Origin of the sequence: Kitasatospora sp. NPDC058162 (assembly GCF_042884005.1) — a bacterium.
Classification (GTDB): Bacteria; Actinomycetota; Actinomycetes; order Streptomycetales; family Streptomycetaceae; genus Kitasatospora.
The window spans coordinates 38175-56009 of record NZ_JBHVUS010000037.1 but is presented as its reverse complement, the minus strand read 5'-3'; the positions used below and the strand labels follow the sequence as shown (position 1 = coordinate 56009).

The 17835-nt window shown below is 71.7% G+C and carries 18 protein-coding genes; 5 read left to right on the top strand and 13 right to left on the bottom strand.

Translation table 11 applies throughout. From position 1 onward, the window contains the following. Positions 1–16: 16 nt before the first annotated feature. From ACFVXG_RS38335 to ACFVXG_RS38275, 13 genes are all read right to left on the bottom strand, one after another. On the bottom strand, positions 17–2311 hold the full coding sequence (locus ACFVXG_RS38335; protein WP_387934608.1) for a hypothetical protein: 2295 nt from the start codon (positions 2309–2311) through the stop codon (positions 17–19). 9 nt (positions 2312–2320) lie between these two features. Then, a complete protein-coding gene (locus tag ACFVXG_RS38330; protein WP_387934606.1) occupies positions 2321–2695 on the bottom strand; it encodes a hypothetical protein in 375 nt (124 codons plus the stop codon). 1 nt (position 2696) lies between these two features. Further along, a complete protein-coding gene (locus ACFVXG_RS38325) occupies positions 2697–4718 on the bottom strand; it encodes a hypothetical protein (RefSeq protein WP_387934604.1) in 2022 nt (673 codons plus the stop codon). Positions 4719–4859: 141 nt separating this feature from the next. Then, positions 4860–5429, bottom strand: coding sequence for a hypothetical protein (locus tag ACFVXG_RS38320; protein ID WP_387934602.1), 570 nt, complete (start codon positions 5427–5429; stop codon positions 4860–4862). 277 nt (positions 5430–5706) lie between these two features. Continuing rightward, positions 5707–8052 (bottom strand): hypothetical protein, encoded by a 2346-nt coding sequence (locus ACFVXG_RS38315; RefSeq protein ID WP_387934601.1) that lies wholly within the window; start codon positions 8050–8052, stop codon positions 5707–5709. Positions 8053–8155: 103 nt separating this feature from the next. Further along, on the bottom strand, positions 8156–8674 hold the full coding sequence (locus tag ACFVXG_RS38310; protein WP_387934599.1) for a hypothetical protein: 519 nt from the start codon (positions 8672–8674) through the stop codon (positions 8156–8158). Between the two features lie 115 nt (positions 8675–8789). After that, on the bottom strand, positions 8790–9044 hold the full coding sequence (locus tag ACFVXG_RS38305; protein WP_387934597.1) for a hypothetical protein: 255 nt from the start codon (positions 9042–9044) through the stop codon (positions 8790–8792). Between the two features lie 100 nt (positions 9045–9144). Then, positions 9145–9432: a WhiB family transcriptional regulator gene (locus tag ACFVXG_RS38300; RefSeq protein ID WP_387934596.1), complete on the bottom strand. Its 288-nt coding sequence runs from the start codon at positions 9430–9432 to the stop codon at positions 9145–9147. Between the two features lie 16 nt (positions 9433–9448). Continuing rightward, positions 9449–9922 (bottom strand): hypothetical protein, encoded by a 474-nt coding sequence (locus ACFVXG_RS38295; RefSeq protein WP_387934595.1) that lies wholly within the window; start codon positions 9920–9922, stop codon positions 9449–9451. A 61-nt stretch (positions 9923–9983) separates the two neighbouring features. Then, on the bottom strand, positions 9984–10490 hold the full coding sequence (locus ACFVXG_RS38290) for an ATP-binding protein (RefSeq protein WP_387934593.1): 507 nt from the start codon (positions 10488–10490) through the stop codon (positions 9984–9986). A gap of 352 nt (positions 10491–10842) precedes the next feature. Further along, positions 10843–11121, bottom strand: coding sequence for a hypothetical protein (locus ACFVXG_RS38285; RefSeq protein ID WP_387934592.1), 279 nt, complete (start codon positions 11119–11121; stop codon positions 10843–10845). Positions 11122–11229: 108 nt separating this feature from the next. Then, positions 11230–11652: a hypothetical protein gene (locus ACFVXG_RS38280; RefSeq protein ID WP_387934591.1), complete on the bottom strand. Its 423-nt coding sequence runs from the start codon at positions 11650–11652 to the stop codon at positions 11230–11232. A 101-nt stretch (positions 11653–11753) separates the two neighbouring features. Further along, positions 11754–12569, bottom strand: a complete 816-nt coding sequence (locus tag ACFVXG_RS38275; protein ID WP_387934589.1) for a hypothetical protein — start codon at positions 12567–12569, stop codon at positions 11754–11756. A 457-nt stretch (positions 12570–13026) separates the two neighbouring features. Here ACFVXG_RS38275 and ACFVXG_RS38270 point away from each other — a divergent pair, with 457 nt between their 5' ends. The 5 genes from ACFVXG_RS38270 to ACFVXG_RS38250 all read left to right on the top strand — a co-directional run bounded on the left by ACFVXG_RS38270 (position 13027) and on the right by ACFVXG_RS38250 (position 17137). Further along, positions 13027–14181 (top strand): helix-turn-helix domain-containing protein, encoded by a 1155-nt coding sequence (locus ACFVXG_RS38270; RefSeq protein WP_387934587.1) that lies wholly within the window; start codon positions 13027–13029, stop codon positions 14179–14181. Positions 14182–14221: 40 nt separating this feature from the next. Beyond that, positions 14222–14764 carry an isochorismatase family cysteine hydrolase gene (locus tag ACFVXG_RS38265; RefSeq protein ID WP_387934585.1) on the top strand — a complete coding sequence of 181 codons (543 nt, stop codon included), beginning with the start codon at positions 14222–14224 and terminating at the stop codon, positions 14762–14764. Beyond that, the gene (locus ACFVXG_RS38260; protein ID WP_387934584.1) at positions 14761–15672 is read left to right on the top strand and encodes an FAD-dependent oxidoreductase; all 912 of its coding nucleotides are present in this window, start codon (positions 14761–14763) and stop codon (positions 15670–15672) included. Before ACFVXG_RS38265 ends, ACFVXG_RS38260 begins: the two co-directional genes overlap by 4 nt. A gap of 143 nt (positions 15673–15815) precedes the next feature. Further along, positions 15816–16601: a GntR family transcriptional regulator gene (locus ACFVXG_RS38255; RefSeq protein ID WP_387934582.1), complete on the top strand. Its 786-nt coding sequence runs from the start codon at positions 15816–15818 to the stop codon at positions 16599–16601. Next, complete coding sequence (locus tag ACFVXG_RS38250) at positions 16598–17137, top strand: GNAT family N-acetyltransferase (protein ID WP_387934580.1); 540 nt, start codon at positions 16598–16600, stop codon at positions 17135–17137. Before ACFVXG_RS38255 ends, ACFVXG_RS38250 begins: the two co-directional genes overlap by 4 nt. Positions 17138–17835: the final 698 nt, after the last annotated feature.

The following is a 17835-nucleotide window of genomic DNA, read 5'->3' as shown; positions in this document are numbered from 1 at the left end:
GGAGGGCCGGCCAGGGTCAGAGGCTTTCGGCGGGCTCCGGCAAGCTGTCCTGGTCGGTGTTCTTGAGCAGCGGCAGGCCGTACTCGCCGGCGCCGCGGCGCACCAGCTTGTTGTCGCGCGCGAGTTCGGAGCAGGCGTTGAAGGCGGTCTTGCGGGCGATGCCAGCGATCGTGGTGATGGCCTCCACGCTGAGGTAGCCGATCTCCTCGTTCATGGGGTCGCGCTGGTCCTCGAGTGCGCGCAGGATCTTCTCCTTGGCGGTGGGTTCCTTGGTCAGGACGGCCGGTGTGGGACCGGGCTCCCAGGCGGTGGTGCCGTCCCCGCCGCCCGCCGTGGTGGTGGGGTCGATGGGGGCGGAGGCGATCGAGTCGCGGTCGTCCCAGTCCGGGAAGTCCAGCGGGACGGCGATGTTCGCCGGGTTGAAGAGTCCGGCGGCGGATTCGAGGATCCAGGCGCGCATCATCTCGGCGCGCTCGTCCGGGCCGACGACGTAGCCGACGCCGAACGTGCGGCGCGGGTCGTCCTCGGGGACGTTCGGGTCGTAGATGAGCGAGTCGTCGCCGCCCCGCCAGAACGCCGGGATCTGGGAGGGGTCGATGCCGTCGAAGGAGTCGGGCAGGTCGAGGCGGTTCTTCTGAGCCCCGTCGGACCGGAGCAGGATGAGGGCGCCGCCGTAGAAGACGTTGTCGCGGATGCTGGTGTCGCCGCCCATCTTGTCGAGGTTGAGGATCTGCCCGCACAGGACGATGGCCATGCCGAGCGAGCGGCCCTGCTCGGCGAGAGCGGCGACGATCATCGCCGCCTCGGCCTGGTAGGGGGACTTGTCGCCGAGCAGCTGCGCGAACTCGTCCAGGACGACCGCGATGAACGGCATCTCGTCTGCGGGGGTGAAGTTCTTCATCCTCAGCGCCTGGGACTGCGCGATGCGGTGCTGGAGGATCGCGTAGGCCAAGCGCAGGGCGCCCATCGCGCCGTCGCGGCCGCAGCCGGAGAAGGCCGCCATGTCCTCCACGTCCGGGTTCGAGCTGCCCTTGGGGTCGGCATAGATGATCGCCACCCCGTTGACGTGGTACGAGAGGCAGACCAGCTGGAGAACGCCGCCCTTTCCGGAGCCGGTGACACCGGCGACCAGCACATGGCGGGCACCGCCCTTGGGGTCGTACAGCTGCACCCGGGAGGGCCGCCCGGAGATGCCGGTGCCGAGTTCGACGAAGCCGTTCTTGTTCGCGAGCAGCGCCTGCGCGCCGGGCAGGGGCCGTCCGTCCTCCAGCGGCGAGCGCAGCATCTTGCGGACCTTCGCGCGGCGAGGGTCGTGCGTCGGCTCGAAGCTCACGAGCAGGGACGTGGTCCGCAGCGCCCCGGCGAGCTGGTAGGCGTCGGGGACGGTGACGGTGTCCGTGTCCTCGTCGGCGACGACCCACGCGGCAACCCCGCCGGTGGCCGGGTCATCGACCAGGCCCTCCAGGTGCGTGCCGGGCACGCAACCGCCCCTGCGGGCCACGCGCTGCAGCCACAGCGTCTCCAGCTCGCTGTGCTGCGCCTGCCCGGCCGGCGGGGCGACGAGGTTGACGCGGATGGCTTTGGAACTGGTGTGGGGGCCCTCCTTGATGCTCACCCAGGCTGCCGGGATGCGGTACACACCGGACACGGTCTCCGCGGTGACGGTGACCGGCCGACCGGGCTGGGCCTCGACGATTCCCTCCCACGCCCCGGGGCCGAGGGCGGTGAGGGAGAGGTTCTCGCCGGTGTGCGCGCCGTACTCACCGCAGACGTGGGCGCGCCACAGTTCCAGCACCTTCCGGACCTCGTGCGGGAGCTGGTCGGGCGCGGCGGACTGCTGCGCCGGGGCGCTCTTGCGGCGGGGGCGGCCGCTGCCTCCGAGGACCCGGCGCAGTGAGAAGCCGACGAACGCCACGCTGCCCCACCACACCACGGAAACCAGGCCGGAGACGGACGGCATGTCCATCCAGCCGGCGGCCAAGGCGTCGATGCCGGGCAGGCCGCTGACCGTGGCGGTGGCGGCCGCCGTCGCCGTGGCCACGGCGGAGACGAACATCGGCCGGCGGTGCGCGCGCACGATGTCGCCGCCCGGGACCGCGTCCAGCGTCCGGTCGGCGATCAGACCCGCGTAGTTCGCCCCCGCCACCAGAACGGGCGCGGCGAGGAACGTGCACACCGTGGTGGCGGCGTCGGCCTGCAGCAGCGGCATCACCACGGCGGTGACCACCGGGGCGGCGACCTCGCAGGCCGCGAAGGCCTTCTCGACGGACGGACTGCGCTGGGCGGCGGGGGCCGCGAAGTCGGTGGTCACGGCTTTCTCCTATTCCTGGGTGTACCAGCTGGCCTTGGCCATGGGGACAGGGGACTTGTCGACGGCCTGCTGGATGCCGTCGTGCAGGCGCACGGCCTCCTGGTCGGCGGCGGTCGCGGCGCGGGAGGCCTCGTCGGCGGCAGCCGCGTAGGCCAGGGCCGTGGTGGACAGGCCCTGCATGATCCGCGACACCTCGCGGGTCTCGGCGACCGTGGCAGGGTCGACCTGGAGGGCGGCGATCTGCTCGGCGATCCGGCCCGTGTCCTTCGCCTCGTCGCCGAGCGTCTTCGCGCGCTTCTTGTGCGCCTCGGTCGCCTGCCGGACCTCCTTGGCCAGGGCCCGGAGCTGCCGGCGCAGTTCGCGGTAGGTCAACGTGCTGGCCATATCAGCTCCCCTGCTTGTCCTGGTAGAACTCCCGCTCCGCCGGGCTGGTCAACGGGCTGTCGACAACGGCCTTGTAGATCACGCCGTGCCGCTTCTGCGCGTTGATGGCCAGCACCTTGACGGCCTCCATGCCGCGCCCGGCGTTCTTCTCGGTCTGCTCGGCCTTGGCGCGCAGCGCCTGTGTCTGCTCGGCCAGGCGCTGCGCCATGGCGACCAGTCGGGCCCCGCCCTTGACCTGCTTGGCGTCCTCCGCGAGGCGCTGGGCGCGGGTCGCGTGGTCGACGGCCTTGGCGCGGGTGTCCTTGCTACCCTCGGCGACCTTCGCCAGCACCTCGCCCTTGATGGCCAGGCGCCGCTCGAACTGCTTGAGCGTGCGGACCTCACCGCGGCTCATGGTGCGTGAGGCACCATCGGCGGCGAAGGCGATCGCGTCCTTGCCGACCGACTGGACCTGCGCCGGCACCGCCTCGGCCGGCGCGGACGCGGCGGCGGGGCTCACCTGGGCGGGGATCACGGGCGGCTGCGTCGGGCGCGGCGGCGGTGCCGCGGCCCCGCCGACCGTCGTGCCCGCCGGGTCGGCGGTGGAACCGCTGACCGGGACCATCCCGGTATCGGTGTTCGGGTCGTTCATCGTGCTCCTTCCGTCCCGCACGGCGGGACCGGTCACAGACGTCGTGGAGGCGGGGTCGGTCTTCGTCCCGGCGGGCTGCGGAGCGCAGCCCGCCGGTGCCGGCTTCGGCCCGGGCTTCACCGGCTTGTCCGGCGCGGCGTTCGGCTTGCGGAACTTGTCATCCGGCCCTTTCAGGTCCGGCGGCGCCACCGGGGCGGCCGGCTCCGGTGCGGCACCCACGAGGCCACTGACCTTCGCCCCGCGGAACTTGCTGTCGGCGCCCTTCGCGTCGGCCGCCTTCGCCGACGCCTGGCCGCCGCCGGCCCCCGGCGCGCCGCCGGGCTTGGGAGCGGCCGGGCCCTTGCCCGGCTCCGGACCGCTGCCGCCGTCCGCTCGCTTGTCCGGCTTCGGCCCACCGGCGCCGTCCGGCTCCGCCTTGCCCGCCGGGTTCTCGGGCTTGAGGGTCTTCACGTCACCGGCCGGGCCGCCGGCCGGGTCGTCCTTGGGTGTCTTGCCGTCCGACGCCTTGGTGGTCTTCTCGTCGCTGTGGTTCCTGTCGTCCTTGCCGGTCTTCGAGGCGGTGTCGTTCTTCGAGCTCTTGGTGTCGGCGGACTTGGTGTCGGTGCTGTCCCGGCTGTCCTTGCCGGTCTTCGAGGCGGTGTCGTTCTTCGAGGCCTTGCTGGCCGCGGACTTGGTGTCGGTGCTGTCCCGGCTGTCCTTGCCCGTCTTCGAGGCCGAGTCGTTCTTCGAGGCCTTGCTGGCCGCGGACTTCGCGTCCGTGCTGTCGTTCTTGCGGACGTCCCGGTTGTCCTTGCCCTGGTGCTGGTGGGACTTGTTGTTCAGGTCGGCGACCTTGGCGTCCCGCTGCGAGCGGTGCTGCGCGCTGTTCTCGTGCTTGGCGCTGCGGTCGGACTTGTTGGCGTTGGTGGTGTTCGTCGAGTCCCCAGAGACCCGGCTCTCCTTGACCTCGTGGTTGCGCTTGATGGTCGTGGCAGTGCCGGTGCGGCCCAGGCGCTGGGCGAGGGCGCGCACCAGGGCGCCGAGCGGGCCGTCACCGGCCGCCTTGCCGTCGGATCCGGCGGAGGCGTTCTTGCCGTTGGCCTTGCCGGTCTCGGCGCCGAAGGCGGGGGTACCGGCGGGGTCGTCCCGGGGGTCGAGGTCGGCGGTGGAGCCGAGCACCGTACGGGCGGGGTGGACGGGGGCGAGGAAGTGGGCCAGGCCGCCGGGGGCGGCGTCCGCGACGGTCGCCGTGGCGGGGCCGGTGGGCTCCGGTCCGGCGGCGGAAGCGGCGTCCGGGGCCGGGGCGGGAGCCGCGCCGGCGGGGGTGCCGACGGGGGGGTCGGCGGTGGGTGCGGGGGCCTCGGGCGGGTGCTCGGGCCGGGGCGGGACGGCCGCCGGGGCGGGTGTCGCCATCACCTTTCTCCTTACTCTGGGTGACTTCCCTTCCTTTCCTTTCCCATCCGGAGAATGGCTTCCCAAGGTCGTGGACTGGGTCCGGGAACGCGGGAACGCGTTCCCGGACCGGGAAGGGAAAGGAAAGGAAGTCACTGACGGTTACTTGCGGCCGAGGTGCTTCTTCAAGTAGCCGCCGGCCACGGCAACGCCGGCGACCCCGAGGACGGCCAGGCCGACACCGGAGTTCGAGGTGCCGTCGCCCTCACCCGTGGCGACCTTCTGGGCGGTGTTGACCATGCCCGGGGAGTCCACCGCCGGGTACGCCTTCCCACAGTCGGCGACCGCGCCGTAGGCGCCGGCGGCCTTGGCCACGCACGCCTGGACCGCCTCCCGGCGGGCCCGCTGCGCGTCGCTCTCCACCCCCGTGGTCTTGGCCATCTCCGCCGCCGCGGCGGCGTCCTGCTTCTGCTTCTCCAGCTCCAACCTGGAGTTGTCGAGGGCGATCTGCGCCTTCTTCACCTCGGCGTCGGCCGACGCGGAGGCGTACTGCGACCAGGCGACCATCCCGGTCGCGGCCAGGACCACGCCCGCGACGGCCACACCCGCCTTCGCCCGCGGCGAGAGCCGGGCGTTCGGGGCGTAGGCACCGTGCAACGGCGGGGTCTTCCAGGAGGGGACGGACGTGATGTCGTAGGCAGGGTCGTTGTAGACCGAATCACGCTCGGCCATTGACGTGCTCCTTCACTCGGTTCGGTGGTGCTCGGCGCGCCGGGGCCGGACGCCTTCGCCAGCCGCCGAAGCGCCCCAGGATCGGAGCACGTCGGCGACCGGCCGAGAGGCCCGGAACCTGGGGATTCGGACGGTCGAGGTGCGGGGTCGCGCTCGACGCGGGCGGTGCGGGAGGATCGAGGCGGGCCGGTGGCGAGACCGGCCCGCCTGCGCTCACGGGCGCGCGGCCCCCGGGGTGCTTTCTTCATCCCGGGGGCCGCTCACTTTGCGCGCTCGGCTACGCAGAGCGAACGGAGGGCTTGAGCGCGGGCTCGGCGTCCTCCACCGCGTCGCGCACCCGCTGGCAGGTTGAGCGCGTCTTGCGCTCGTCGCCGGACAGCAGACCCTTGGCGGTGAGCACGGCGTGGATCTCGGACGCGCGCGGACGGCGGCCGAGAACGTCGTACAGCGAGCGGACGAGCGCCTTGCGCGCGTACAGGAGCGCGGCATCGCTCATGGCCGGAGCCGGGTGAGCGTCAGCATCTTGCGGGTGCGCGGGCGGCAGTGCGCGGTGAGCGTCACTCGTCCCGCCACCTGCGACGATCTCGCGCTCAGATGAGCGCTCGCCGTGCGTACCCTGCGCGGAGGGCAGGTCACCGTGAGCGGTCGGCAGCGGCTGGCCGCCGTGCGGCGGGCGCGGGGTGGGGTCCTCGTGAACGCCGTCCGGCTGCGCGGCGGGCGCGACCGGCGCGGTGGCGTCGTCGGCGGGCTTGCCGTGAGCGCTCGGGCCGTGGCCCATGAGCGCGTGCACGCGCCAGATGACCACCGGAACGACCATGGCGAGCGGGACCGCGAGGCCCCACTTCACCCGCCACTCTCCGTCACGAGGCTCGACGCCGAAGATGTGCAGCTCGGCGAGCAGCGAGGCGATCTGGCAGGCCATCATCACGACCAAGGCGGTGACCACCTCCCAGGTGATCCGCTCGCGCTCCTCCTCCGTGTGGGCCTTGGCGTGGGCGCGGGTCGCGGCGACCACCCACACGTCCACCGCGACCGGGAAGAGCCACGCGAGCACGTCGTCGATGCCGGCCATCACCGCGAGGTGGTGCTCACCCGCCGCGGTGTAGGCGACGCCCGCCCACAGCGCCAGCTTGGGCAGCAGCTTCGGGATGTTGGCCTCCCACCAGCGCCAGGCCCGGCGCAGGCGGCCCGTCTGCCGGTCGGCCCGCTTCTGCTCCAGCTGCCGCTGTTCGGCGCGCAGCTCGGCGACGTGCTGCTCGGTCTCGGCGAGTTCGGCCAGGGCGTCGGCGGTGACCTGCTCGGCTTCCTTGCGGGCGGTGTTGAGGAGCCGCTGGGAGTCGGACTCGGCCTTGCCCCGGACGGCGCTGGCCTGACGCAGCTGCTCGCCGGCGGCCCGCTTGGCCTCGTCGATGGCGGCCTGGGCGTCCTCGCGCTGCCGCTGTACGGCCTTCTGGCCGCGCTCGCGCAGGTCGGCCGCCTGCTGGGCGGCTTCCTCGCGGAGCTCGTGCGCCTCGGCTTCGGCGTCATCCCGCAGCTGGCGGGCCGCGACGGCGGCGTCCTCGCGAACAGTGTCGGCCTCGACGCGGGCGGCCTCGGTGACGCGGCCGGCCGTCGCGTCGGCCTCCGTACGGGTCTCCTCGGCCTGCTCGGCGGCTGCCCGGAGGATCTCCCGGGCGGTGTCGGCAGCGCGGGAGCGGATCGCCTCGGCCTCGGTGGTGGCCTCGGTCAGGGTCCGGTCGGCGGCCGTGGCGGCGTCGCGCTGCACGGTGGCCGCCAGTTCCCGCGCACCGGTCAGGTCCCGCTCGGCCAGGGCGCGGTCAGCGGCGGCCTTCTCCCGGGTGCGCTCCAACTGGTGGCGGACGTCGTCGACCTGCTCCTGGACGTCGGCGAGGTCGCCGGCGGCCCGGCGCAGCGTCGCCTCCACCTCGCGCTCGGCCTCTCCGACGACCTTGGCGGCCTGCTCCTGCGCGAGGGCGGTGATTCCGGCCGCAACGCGCCGGGCCTGCTCCTCGGCGTCGGCGACGATCCGCGCGGCGTCCCCCTCGGCCTTGCTGCGGACGGTGGCGGCGCGCTGCTCGGCGTCGGCCAGCAGCGCCCCGGCCCGCTCGGTGGCCTCCTCCAGCAGCCGGTCGGCCTCCGCGTGGGCGGCGGCGTCGGCCTCCTCTCGCCGTTCCTGCGCGACCTGGGCCGTGTCCTGGCGGATCAGGTCGGCCTGGTCGTTGGCCAGGTCGAGGATCTGCCGGACCGTCTGCTCGGCGCGCAGGGTGAGCACCTCGGCGTCGGCGGCGGCGTCCGCGCGCAGCTGCTCGGCCTCGGCCGCCCACTGCTCTGCGGTCGCCGCGTCCCGGCCCGCGGCAACGGCGGTCTCGGCGGCCAGCGCTCGGAAGCCCTCCGCGTCGCCCAGCTTCTGGCAGGCCTCGGCGAGTAGCTGGTCGGCATCGGCCTGCGCGGTGGTGCGCAGCTGGTCGGCCTCGGTGCGGGCGGTCGCCAGCAGCGCGTCGGCGCCGGCCTGGTCGGCGGTCTCGTCCCGGGGCGCCGGGAAGGCGGCGGCCGTGGTGGTCTTCGTCGTGGCGGGCTTGGCCGGTGCCGGGCGGCGGGCGGGAGTGCGGGTACGGGCAGCCACAGCGGGCTCCTCCTCTATACGGGGCGCGGTGGACCGCCGCTGCGCCCCGCACCCCGCGCTGACGGGGGCGGGCGCAGCGGCGAACGGCAGCGGCTGGCGGTGGTCAGGCGGGCTGGCCGGCGCGCGGGGCGCGGTAGTCGATGTAGTGGGCGCCGAGCCGCTCCAGCAGGTCGGGCAGGCTGGCCACCGGGTTCAGGTCCCGGCTGCTGCTGTGGCTGTTGAGCAGGCAGATCCGCTCGGACTCCGGGAAGGAGTGGGACCGGCTGGTGCGGAGCTTGGTGCGGCCGGGGTGGTAGTGCAGCCACCGGCCGTCGCCGAGGTAGTGGACGGCGCTGCCGTCCGGGAAGCCGGTCCAGCGCTCGGCCAGCGCCAGGCCGAGCACGTTCTCCTGGTCGAGGTGCTGCTCGGCGAAGTCGGCGGCCCGGCAGACGGCCTCGTCGCGGACACCGGCGTCGACGTACCGCAGGACGGCGGCCTGGTCGCCGTCGACGGGCGGCTCGGGCGGCGTCCAGCTGGGGGCCTGGGCGGCGAGGATGGTGACGGCCGCCTCCAGCTCGCCCTCGGTGTCGAGCAGACGGCGCCGGGTCGCGGTCCAGGTGGTGGCGCGGATCAGACGGAACACGGAGGTCCTCCTCGTGATTGTGGGGTGGTGTGTCGGGCACCGTCGAACACCGCCGCCCCTCACCCGGTGCTGCTGGGGGCGGGGCGCGGCGGCGAACGACAGCAACCGGCGGGGCTCAGATCCGGTTGGGCTGGACGTCGAAGAAGAGCGTGTTAGCGCGGGCCAGCTCGGGGTGCTGCTGCACGATCGAGTCGCGGATCGCCTTGTAGAAGTCCTGCCGGCTCCAGTCGGCGGGCGGGGTGTGGGTGCCCTCGGTGGTGAAGACCTGGAAGCCGTTCCCGAGGGACAACTGCAGGGTGAGGATGAAGTGGTAGGAGCCCTGCGCCTGCGCGGCGTGAGCCTGCTGCTGAGCGGTGGCGGTGTGGGACATCGGACTGCTCCTCGTGATCGGCGGCGGTGCTGTCGGGCACCGTCGAACGCCCCCGCACCAGCGGCCCGGGGACGAACGACGACAACCGGCGGAGCTGGGTTCAGGTGGTGCGTGCGCGGTTGCGGGCGGCGCGGCGCTTCATCGCGCGGCGCTCCTGCTCGCTCATCCCGCCCCACACGCCAGCGTCCTGGCCGGTCTCCAGCGCCCAGGTCAGGCACTGCTCCATCACGGGGCAGCGACGGCAGACGGCCTTGGCCTCTTCGGCCTGCAACAGCGCGATGCCGTTCTCGCCGACCGGGAAGAACAGTTCCGGGTCTTCCTCGGCGCACACCGAGCGCATCCGCCAGTCGTCGGCGGCGGCCGTGGAGAGCGTGATCTTGTTGGCCATGACGAACTCCTTGCGGTCAGCTGGTCCGGGCGGAGAGGGCGAGGTGGTGGAGCGCGTCGACGAGGTCGGGGTGGGCGGCCTCGTCCAGCAGGTGGCGCTGCTCGAGGAGCGCGCCGGTACAGGCCGGCTGGGCGAGCGTGTACTCGGCCCAGAAGGTGAGGGCCTGCGCGCCGGGTTCGGCGACGACCCGGTCGCGGCGCTCGTCCCATGCGCTGCAGTGCCAGCGGCTGCTGGTCTCGCCCAGCGTCCGGACGGTGATCCGCCAGACCGGCCAGCCCGGGAGCGGGCCCGGCTCGATCGCGAGGACCTCGTAGACGGTGTCGGAGTAGCCGCTGCGGTAGTAGCCGCCGACGGCGCGCGGGCCGATCTGGCGGGCGACCCACCGTCGGTAGCTGGCGGCGTCGTAGTGCGCGCGGCGGGCGGGGGTGGAGTTGCGGGCGCGGTGCTTCATGACGGCCTCCAGGCCGGGGTAGGCGGGTGCCCGCTGCACCTGCCGGACCAGGGTCGTGGCCGGGCAGGTGCAGCGGGCACCGGGGGAGGGGCGGGGTTGGTCAGCCGGCCGCGCGGACACGGCAGCAGACGCGCTTGCCGATCGGGGACGGTTCGACGGTCCAGCCGGGGGCGAGGACGTCGATCAGGGTCAGGCCGCGGCCGCACTCGGCCTCGTCGCTGTCCGCCGGGGTGTCGGTGCGGCGCGGGGCGGTGTCGGCGAGCGGGTCGTGGACCGCGACGACCGCGTCGATCCCCCGGGAGCGGTAGACCTCCACGACCAGCGGGACGTGCTCACCACAGGCCCGGATCGCGTTGCCGAGCAGCTCGGACAGGACCAACTGCGCGGACTGCGCGGTCTCCAGGTCGATGCCGTGGGCGAGCAGCACGGTCAGGGCCAGGGCCCGGACGGTGTGGACGGTGTCCTGGCAGGCCGTCAGGTGGGCGGTGATGCCGCCGGGCCGCTGCCGCAGGTACAGGCCGGGACGGGGAGGGGGCAGGGCAGGGTCGTGCCCGGTGAGGCCCGGGGCGGTGCCGGTGCCGAAGGCCGTGGGCGTGGGGGTGGTCATCGGGTGCCGCCCTTCGGCTTGCCGGGCGTACCGGGCTTGGTCACCGGCGTCCCGCCGCCGGCAAAGCTGCGGGCCGTCATCACCGACGACCTCCCCGGTGCTCCTGGGCCCGGCGCCAGATCTCGTCGGCGTCGGGGTCGCTATCACCCGGGGCGAAGGTGAGGTCGGGGCGTGCAATGATGTTGTGCAGCACAGTCGTTGCCTCCAACTAGGCGCGACAATGACGGCCTCGGGAGGGCAATCCCGAGGCCGTCGGCATTTCCAGGACGACTCCTGCCGTCCCCCCGCCGTCCCCGCACCGGCGATGCCGGGGCGGAGGCGACAGGCAGCGTCGCAGGAGAGAGCGGACTGGTCAGGCCGCGTAGACCCAGACGAAGACGCCGGTGACATCCACACCCGCCTCGTCGCGGATCTCGACACCCCACGCCCTGCCGCGGCCGACGGACCACATCACGGCCGGGCCGATACGGTCGAGCTGCGCCCGGGTGAAGGTCCGCGCCGAGAGGCGGTCTTCGCGGCCGTAGCAGTAGCTGTAGCTGAGCAGGAACAGCGGCTCGGGCTCCGCGGCGGCAGAGGTCTCGGCATGCGGGGCCGGGACGGTACCGGTGGGGGCCTCGGTCGTGGTGGTCATCTCTACCTCCGGGGATGCGACACGACAGCCCGGAGCAAGTCCGGACCGCCGCAGCTGATAGTGGTGCAGATTCAGTTCTGGGACTGGGCCGGGCCCGGGTGATGCCGGTCAGGCAGCGGAACGCAGCCCGGCCAGGCGCTCGAAGGCGACGCTGGTGGCGGCGGGGCGCCGGGGGCGGGGGACCGGCCGGTCGCCGGTGCCATCGACCGAGTCGGTGGCGAGCTCGGCGACGTCCGCCGGGTCGGCGACCGTGTCGAGTCGACCTGCGGGGATCTCCGTCGGCTGGAGGCGGAGGCGGTTCACCAGGAGGTCGGCGTTCCTGTCCAGCAGGTCCAGGACGTCGGTGAAGGAGAGGCCGTGGGACACCGCGAGCTCCGCCGCGTGCAGCCACAGCTCACCGCACAGGTCGTCGACGAGGTCGCTGGCGGTGTCCAGGCCGGTCTCCTCCAGCAGCTCCTGCACCAGGTCGCGCAGACCGGTGGAGTACCAGGTGTAGGCGTCGGCGAGCACGGTGTCGGGGGTGTTGGGCATCGCGGTCTCCTCAAGGTGATCGATGTGGGTATGCGACGGCCGCCGCCCACCCCGTCTTGCTCGGGGTCGGCGGCGGCCGTGGTCGTGCTGCTGGTTTTGGGTCAGGAGGTGCGCTTGCGCACCGGGCTCGCTGCGAGCACCTCGTTCGCGGTGGGCGTCTGGGCGATCGGCCGGGCCCCGACCGGCAGGGCCAGCGGGACGATCGGGCCGCGCGCGCCGTGCAACGGGATGTTGCGCAGGGCGTCGGCGACGAACACCGGCAGCAGGACGTTCGACCACTCGTCGGCCCGACGCTGCGGCTGCTCCTCGGCCTGCTGACGGACGGCGCGGCGCTGCTCCTGCTTGGTACGGGCCTGCGCGACGAGGCGCTCGGGCTCGCGGCGCAGCAGCTCGAGGTACGCGGAGCCCAAGCGCAGGCCGTCGGTGCAGCGCTTCTTCGGGTCGGTGCAGGCCGTGCAGCGGCTGCGGTGCCCGACGTAGGCGGCGTGGGCGGTGTCGGCGGTGGGCGCGGCCGGGGTGAGCTGGTGCAGCGCGGGCGGCTGCGGGGCCTTCACCTTGCGCAGGACCTTGGTCGGTCGGCGGGCGGCGACGTCGGCATTGGCCTCAACCCGCTGCTCCTGCCAGCGGACCAGCGACACGTCGATGACGACCAGCCGGTTGCTGTTGCTGCAGCGGCGGGCAGCGGGGGTGCCGGCCTTCGTGGTGTGGTGCGGGGCGAGCTTCCACTCTTTGGTGCCCTTGTTCAGGGTCAGCGGGCACCAGGTCTTGCACGCCGGGCAGGCCAGGACCTCGGCGCGGTGAGTGAGCTGCACCGAGGCGAGCGGCAGCTCCGACACCAGGAGCGCCGGCTGGGAGGAGACGTTGGTCGTGCGGGTTCGGCGGTTGCGCTGCCGGGCGGTCGCGGTCGAGGTGGTCATCGGGTGCTCCTCGTCTGTGCGGAAGGGGAGGTGAGGGCCGCGTTGCGGTGCTCTCTCCGCCCGCCAGGCCGCACGGGAATCCCGGCGCCCTGGGGAGCGGACAGCGCATCAGCACTGCTGAGAGGTTGTCGCATGGGTTTGGTGGAGCTACCCGGCACCCGAACTGTGGGCGGCGACTACCTAGCGAAGGCATGCCGAATAAGCCCTATACAGGAAGCATTCGGGGGCCTTTGGAGGCCGCTAGGCGGCTTCCTGATTTCACTAGTGAACAGCTTGAGGGCTTGACCGTCAAGGCCCTTCGCTAGTGAAATTGCTTCAGCGATGGCCTTGGGTGCTTCACCCGTGACTGTTCGTCAATCAGGATCCACAGCGCTATGGGTGGGCGCGAGCCTCCCGCGTGGCACTGCTGTGGAACCGAGCAAGGCCCACACCAGCGGGAACGGACGGGGAGGTGGCCGTGGACACGGCGATCCGGTGGACTGGCCAGAAGGCGCGGCTGCTCCAGGAGACTCTCGGGCTTTCGGTCCGCGAGTTCGCGAGGAAGCTGGGCGTGGACCCACGCACCGTCACCAAGTGGCGGAAGCACGGGGAAAGCCTCACCTGCAACGATGAGATGCAGGAGGTGCTGAGTCGGACTCTGGACCTGGCGTCCGAGGAGCAGCGCGAGACCTTCTACGCCCAGCTGGCCACCCAGCCAGTGGGCACCGCCGTGGAGCCTGGGCAGCAGGCCGGACCCTTCGTGGTGGTCTCACACAAGTTCATCCCGGTCTACTTGGGATCACAGCTCCGGGCCGTGTTCGAGAAGGCGCTGCCCCATCCAGAAGGACCTGGTGGCTTGGAACAGCGAGTCCTGCCGCTGGAGCACCCGGCAGGTGGGTCCGCAACCGCGCACCTGCTGGCGTGCGGCGTGGCCGTGGTTCACCTGGCGGAGGAGCTGACGCTCGAGAGCATCACCGAGCTCGCGCTCTGGCGGTACCGCACCTATCCGACGGATCGAGCATGGGCTGGTGCCAGCCTCAACGCTCTCCTGGAAGCGGCGGTCCCCAGCCAGCCCAAAATCGAGGATCCGCAGTACGTCCTGTCGGTGTACGAGCTCCGCGAACAGAACTGGCCCCTGTCAGCGCTTCCGACGGCACTGCACCTCCTCACGACTCCCTCTGTGCTGGTCAACCGGCAGAATCCTGAGGCCGTCGAGCCCATCGGACCCCATGTGGAGGCGGAAAAGTTCGCCTCGGTCTGGACCCACCCCGACGTCGTCGCCTTCCACGGCGGCTCATCGCCAGGCCTCGCCGGCTGGTCCGGGGTCACATACCACCCTCAGCCTGACGAACGCGCCCTGACGGTGCGCGAGATCGTCGCGCTGGAGGTTGACGTCCAGGGCCTGTGGGCGCTCTCCTCTCGGGTCCTCGACTCCATCGAGGAAGGGGAGGATCCGGTCATGCCGGAGGAGTATGGCTGGCGCTACCTAAGGGGCGCGTACTCTCGGCTTCGAGCGTCCCGCCCGGCCGAAACCGCACAACACCGGGCCATGCGAGAGGCGATCTTGAGCACGAGCGATCTGCCCGACCGCCTTCGTGACGCCCAGGAAGCACTCCGAGACAGTCGTGTGTGAGCAGGCGAGAGAGGCAGAGATGGACCCTCGGACCACGGCATTGATCGTCATCGACGTACAGCAGGGCTTCATCAACGCGCACAGCGCCGGAGCGGTCCCGGTGATCGTCCGCATGGTCGAAGCGTGGAAGTCGGCGGGAGCCCCCGTCGTGTTCGCCCGTTTCCAGAACCTGCCGAACTCTCCTTACGAGAAGATCAGCGGGTGGACGCGGCTGCGGACGCCGGAAGAGCAGGCCATCGTGGCGGAACTCCAGCCGCATCTCGGGGACGCAGCCGCCGTGATCGACAAGGGGACTTCCTCCGTCTTCACCAACGGAGCGGGACTTGTCCTCGCCGAGGCTGGCTGGACCGACCTGGTCTTCGTGGGCATCGACACGGACTCGTGCGTCTACGACAGTGCCATCGACGCCTATCACTCCGGTTTCCGCCCGTGGATCGCCGTCGACGCCTGCGCATCGAGCGGTGGCGAGGAGTACCACTCGGCGGCGCTGTTGCTGGCCCGCCGCAACATCGGCAGCGCTCAGCTCATCACCAGTCACGATGCCATCAGGCGTCTGACCAGCACCGAAAGGGCCTACTCGTGAGTACTGCGTTCGGCGACCCGGATCTTGTCATCGTCGGCGGCGGGCCAGCTGGGTGCGCAGCGGCGCTGATGGCGGCCAGCCTGGGTCTGCGCTCGGTACTGATCGAGAGCAACAGCATCGGCGGCCGGCTGCACGTCATCGGGGCGCTCTCGAACGTGCCCGGCGACTGGGCCGATGGACCGTCGCTCGCCAAGGCGCTTGCCCGGGATATCCAGCGGATCCAGGGCTCAGGGCACTGCACGGTCATCACGGGCCGCGCGATCGCGGTATCCGCCGACAGCCGGTCGGCCAGCGTCACCCTGGCCGATGACTCCACGGTCACAGGGAATGCAGTGATCGCCGCTACGGGCGTCGCGTCGGTCACTCCGGCAGAGGTCGGCTGGATCTCCGCTCCGGCCGACCTGGATCCGGCGCCGCTCTGGCGAGCCCGGCCCGCAGACCTGAAGGGCCGCACCTGTGTCCTCGGCGGTGACCGGCCGTTGGGCACCTGGCTGCGCGCCCATCCGGACGTTCGGCGGCAGCTCTTGGTCGTCCATCCCGGCACCGACGACTACAAGGTCGCTGAAGTGCAGCAGGACTCCCGCGCCCAGCTGCGCCGCGCTCGCCACGTCGTGCTCGCCCCGGCTCCCGGCGGCGGCTACATCGTCGACGTCGAAGCCGCGGACGGCTCTGCCACGGCCTACGCCTGCGACACGCTGCTCACGAACATCGGCAACCGGCCGGCCGCGCTTCCCGGGCTGACCGCAGACGAGGACGGCTATTGCCCGTCCGAGTTGCAGGGGCCGCTCCTCGTGACGGCTGGTGACCTGCGGTCGGCCCGGTTCCAACGCATCGTCACAGCCCAGGGTTCAGGCGCCCAGGCCGCTCTGAGCTGCTACTACTCCACCGCGGTGCGGGCTACGGCGTAACCGGGGTGGGCCTGATGGGAGTTCCACACCGAGTTCCACGGAGCCACCTGGAAGTCCAGGCGATCTCGGCACCAAGCTGGCTCTCGGAACATCAAGGCCCTCCCCCCGCAGACTTCGCTAGTGAAATCGGGTACTCTCCTCGCATGACTGCTGCTCGTGATCATCGGCGCCCAGGCGCAGCCGACATCGCGCAAGACCTGCGCGAGAAGATCGACTCCGGCCAACTCGGGCCCGGCGACCGTCTCCCGCTCACGCGGGAGTTGACGAAGCAGTACAGCGTCACGGGCGAAACGGTCCGGCAGGCAATCATCAAGCTCAAGGCCGCTGGCCTGGTCAGGTCCGTCCAAGGCTCTGGCGTGTACGTCCGCGAGTGGCAGCCGCTGGTCTACCGTCCGCAGAGCGAGTTCCGGCGCAAGCCGCCAGCCGTCGACATCTTCACAAACCTGCTCCAGACCGAGGGGCGGGACGGTACGCAGACCATCGAAGTGGGCGTCGAACTGCCGGACGAGGCCGTACGACAGCGACTGCAGCTTGCGCCGGGCGAGCCCGTCGCGTTCCGCCGACGGACGAGCTTCGTCGACGACACGCCCTTCGCCACCGACGACTCCTACGTAGCCCACCGGATCGTTGAGGGCTCGGAGTGGATGACGCCGGGCAGCGTCGAACGCGGCACCAACCAGGTTCTTGCCGAGCTCGGCCACGAGCTGGTCGAAGCACTCGACGAGATCTACCCGCGGATGCCTCGGCCTACCGAGCTCGAACGGCTTGCCCTCCCGCCCGGTACCCCCATGGCCGAGCTGATCAGCACCGGGCACGACCACGATGGCAAACCCATCCAGGTGACGATCTGCCTGCTGCCTGGCGACCGCCACGTCGTCGTCTACGAACGACACAAGCGCACCGAGGAAGACTCGGAGGCCGCAGAATGATCATCACGCGTGCCGAGATTAGGGACCTGGCCCGACTGACGCAGTTCCGCGTCGATGCAGCGACGTGGCTGGCCGCACTCGGCAGCGACCAGTGGTCGACGCCTTTCCCGAGCGACCACATAGCGCAGAGCATCCAGTCCGGCGAGGTCTTCGTCGTACGGGAGTCAGCGGATGCCGATGACCTCGCCGCGACCATCACGCTTGACGACGCGGCCGACCCTCTTCTCTGGACGCCCCAGGAGCGCCAGGACAAGGCGCTCTACGTTCACAAACTCACGGTCGATAGGAGGTTCACCGGCCTGAACCTCGGAACTCGACTCCTGGACTGGGCCGGTGATCGGGCAGCCCGCCACGGAGCGCACTGGCTACGGTTGGATGCCTGGACCAGCAATACCCGACTCCAGCAGTACTACGCGGAGCGCGGTTTCCAGCACGTACGAACGGTCCACGACCCCGAGGTAGGCGGATCCGGCTGGGTCGCCCAGCGTCCCGCCGCCCCGGCGGAGCACGGTCTCGACGACCAGGCAGTCGAGTAGGAGCGACGAACTTGTTGGCTATTCAGCTTGTTGGTTCGTCAGATCGACACGGGGATCTTGCGCCTACTCTCCGCGTTGTCCACAGGGGTAGTCTGTCACCGTTAGTGGTCCAGAATGCACTTCGCCGCCCGGCCCCGAAGGTCCGGACGGCGTTCAAGTGGATCGGCGCCCCCTGCCAGGGGCCCGTCCAGGTCAACCACGAGAAGGGTGGTGACGCAGTGAAGGGTACCCGTACCCACAACAAGGCACACGCGCGGCACCCCGCCGTGGAGCGACCGAGTCGGTCTCGCTCCGGCGGGGTGCCGTCGTCATGTCTGGACACACCTCTCCCCCGAGGGGGTTTGGTGTGACTTAGTCGTCTTGGGGGCGCCGGCCTTTGGCGAGGCCAGCAACCCCGGGCCGCTTCCAGTGGATACCACCACCGGTCTGCGGTCTTACGTGATCTGTCCGATTTGGCGATCGGACGATGGCCCGGAACGGGTCTCGGCTTGGCGGCCGGGGCCCGGGAGGGGCGCACTACAGGTTCTCCACGAACCCGGACCCCCGAGGGGGCCCGTCGTTGTACCGGCTCCTGGGAGGGAGCCGTCTTGCCGTACCCCCGCAGGGGGCCCGTTGTACCGACCCCCGACGAAGAGGGCGGTTGCCGAACCCCTGTGAGGGGGTGCGGTTGCCGTTCCCAGATGTGAGTAGGAGGGCTC

Bases quoted from the DNA above. Each gene is read 5' to 3' on its own strand.
- ACFVXG_RS38290 (WP_387934593.1), bottom strand. From the start codon at position 10,490: ATGACCACCCCCACGCCCACGGCCTTCGGCACCGGCACCGCCCCGGGC.
- ACFVXG_RS38285 (WP_387934592.1), bottom strand. From the start codon at position 11,121: ATGACCACCACGACCGAGGCCCCCACCGGTACCGTCCCGGCCCCGCAT.
- ACFVXG_RS38305 (WP_387934597.1), bottom strand. From the start codon at position 9,044: ATGTCCCACACCGCCACCGCTCAGCAGCAGGCTCACGCCGCGCAGGCG.
- ACFVXG_RS38300 (WP_387934596.1), bottom strand. From the start codon at position 9,432: ATGGCCAACAAGATCACGCTCTCCACGGCCGCCGCCGACGACTGGCGG.
- ACFVXG_RS38255 (WP_387934582.1), top strand. From the start codon at position 15,816: ATGACTGCTGCTCGTGATCATCGGCGCCCAGGCGCAGCCGACATCGCG.
- ACFVXG_RS38330 (WP_387934606.1), bottom strand. From the start codon at position 2,695: ATGGCCAGCACGTTGACCTACCGCGAACTGCGCCGGCAGCTCCGGGCC.
- ACFVXG_RS38275 (WP_387934589.1), bottom strand. From the start codon at position 12,569: ATGACCACCTCGACCGCGACCGCCCGGCAGCGCAACCGCCGAACCCGC.
- ACFVXG_RS38280 (WP_387934591.1), bottom strand. From the start codon at position 11,652: ATGCCCAACACCCCCGACACCGTGCTCGCCGACGCCTACACCTGGTAC.
- ACFVXG_RS38250 (WP_387934580.1), top strand. From the start codon at position 16,598: ATGATCATCACGCGTGCCGAGATTAGGGACCTGGCCCGACTGACGCAG.
- ACFVXG_RS38325 (WP_387934604.1), bottom strand. From the start codon at position 4,718: ATGGCGACACCCGCCCCGGCGGCCGTCCCGCCCCGGCCCGAGCACCCG.
- ACFVXG_RS38320 (WP_387934602.1), bottom strand. From the start codon at position 5,429: ATGGCCGAGCGTGATTCGGTCTACAACGACCCTGCCTACGACATCACG.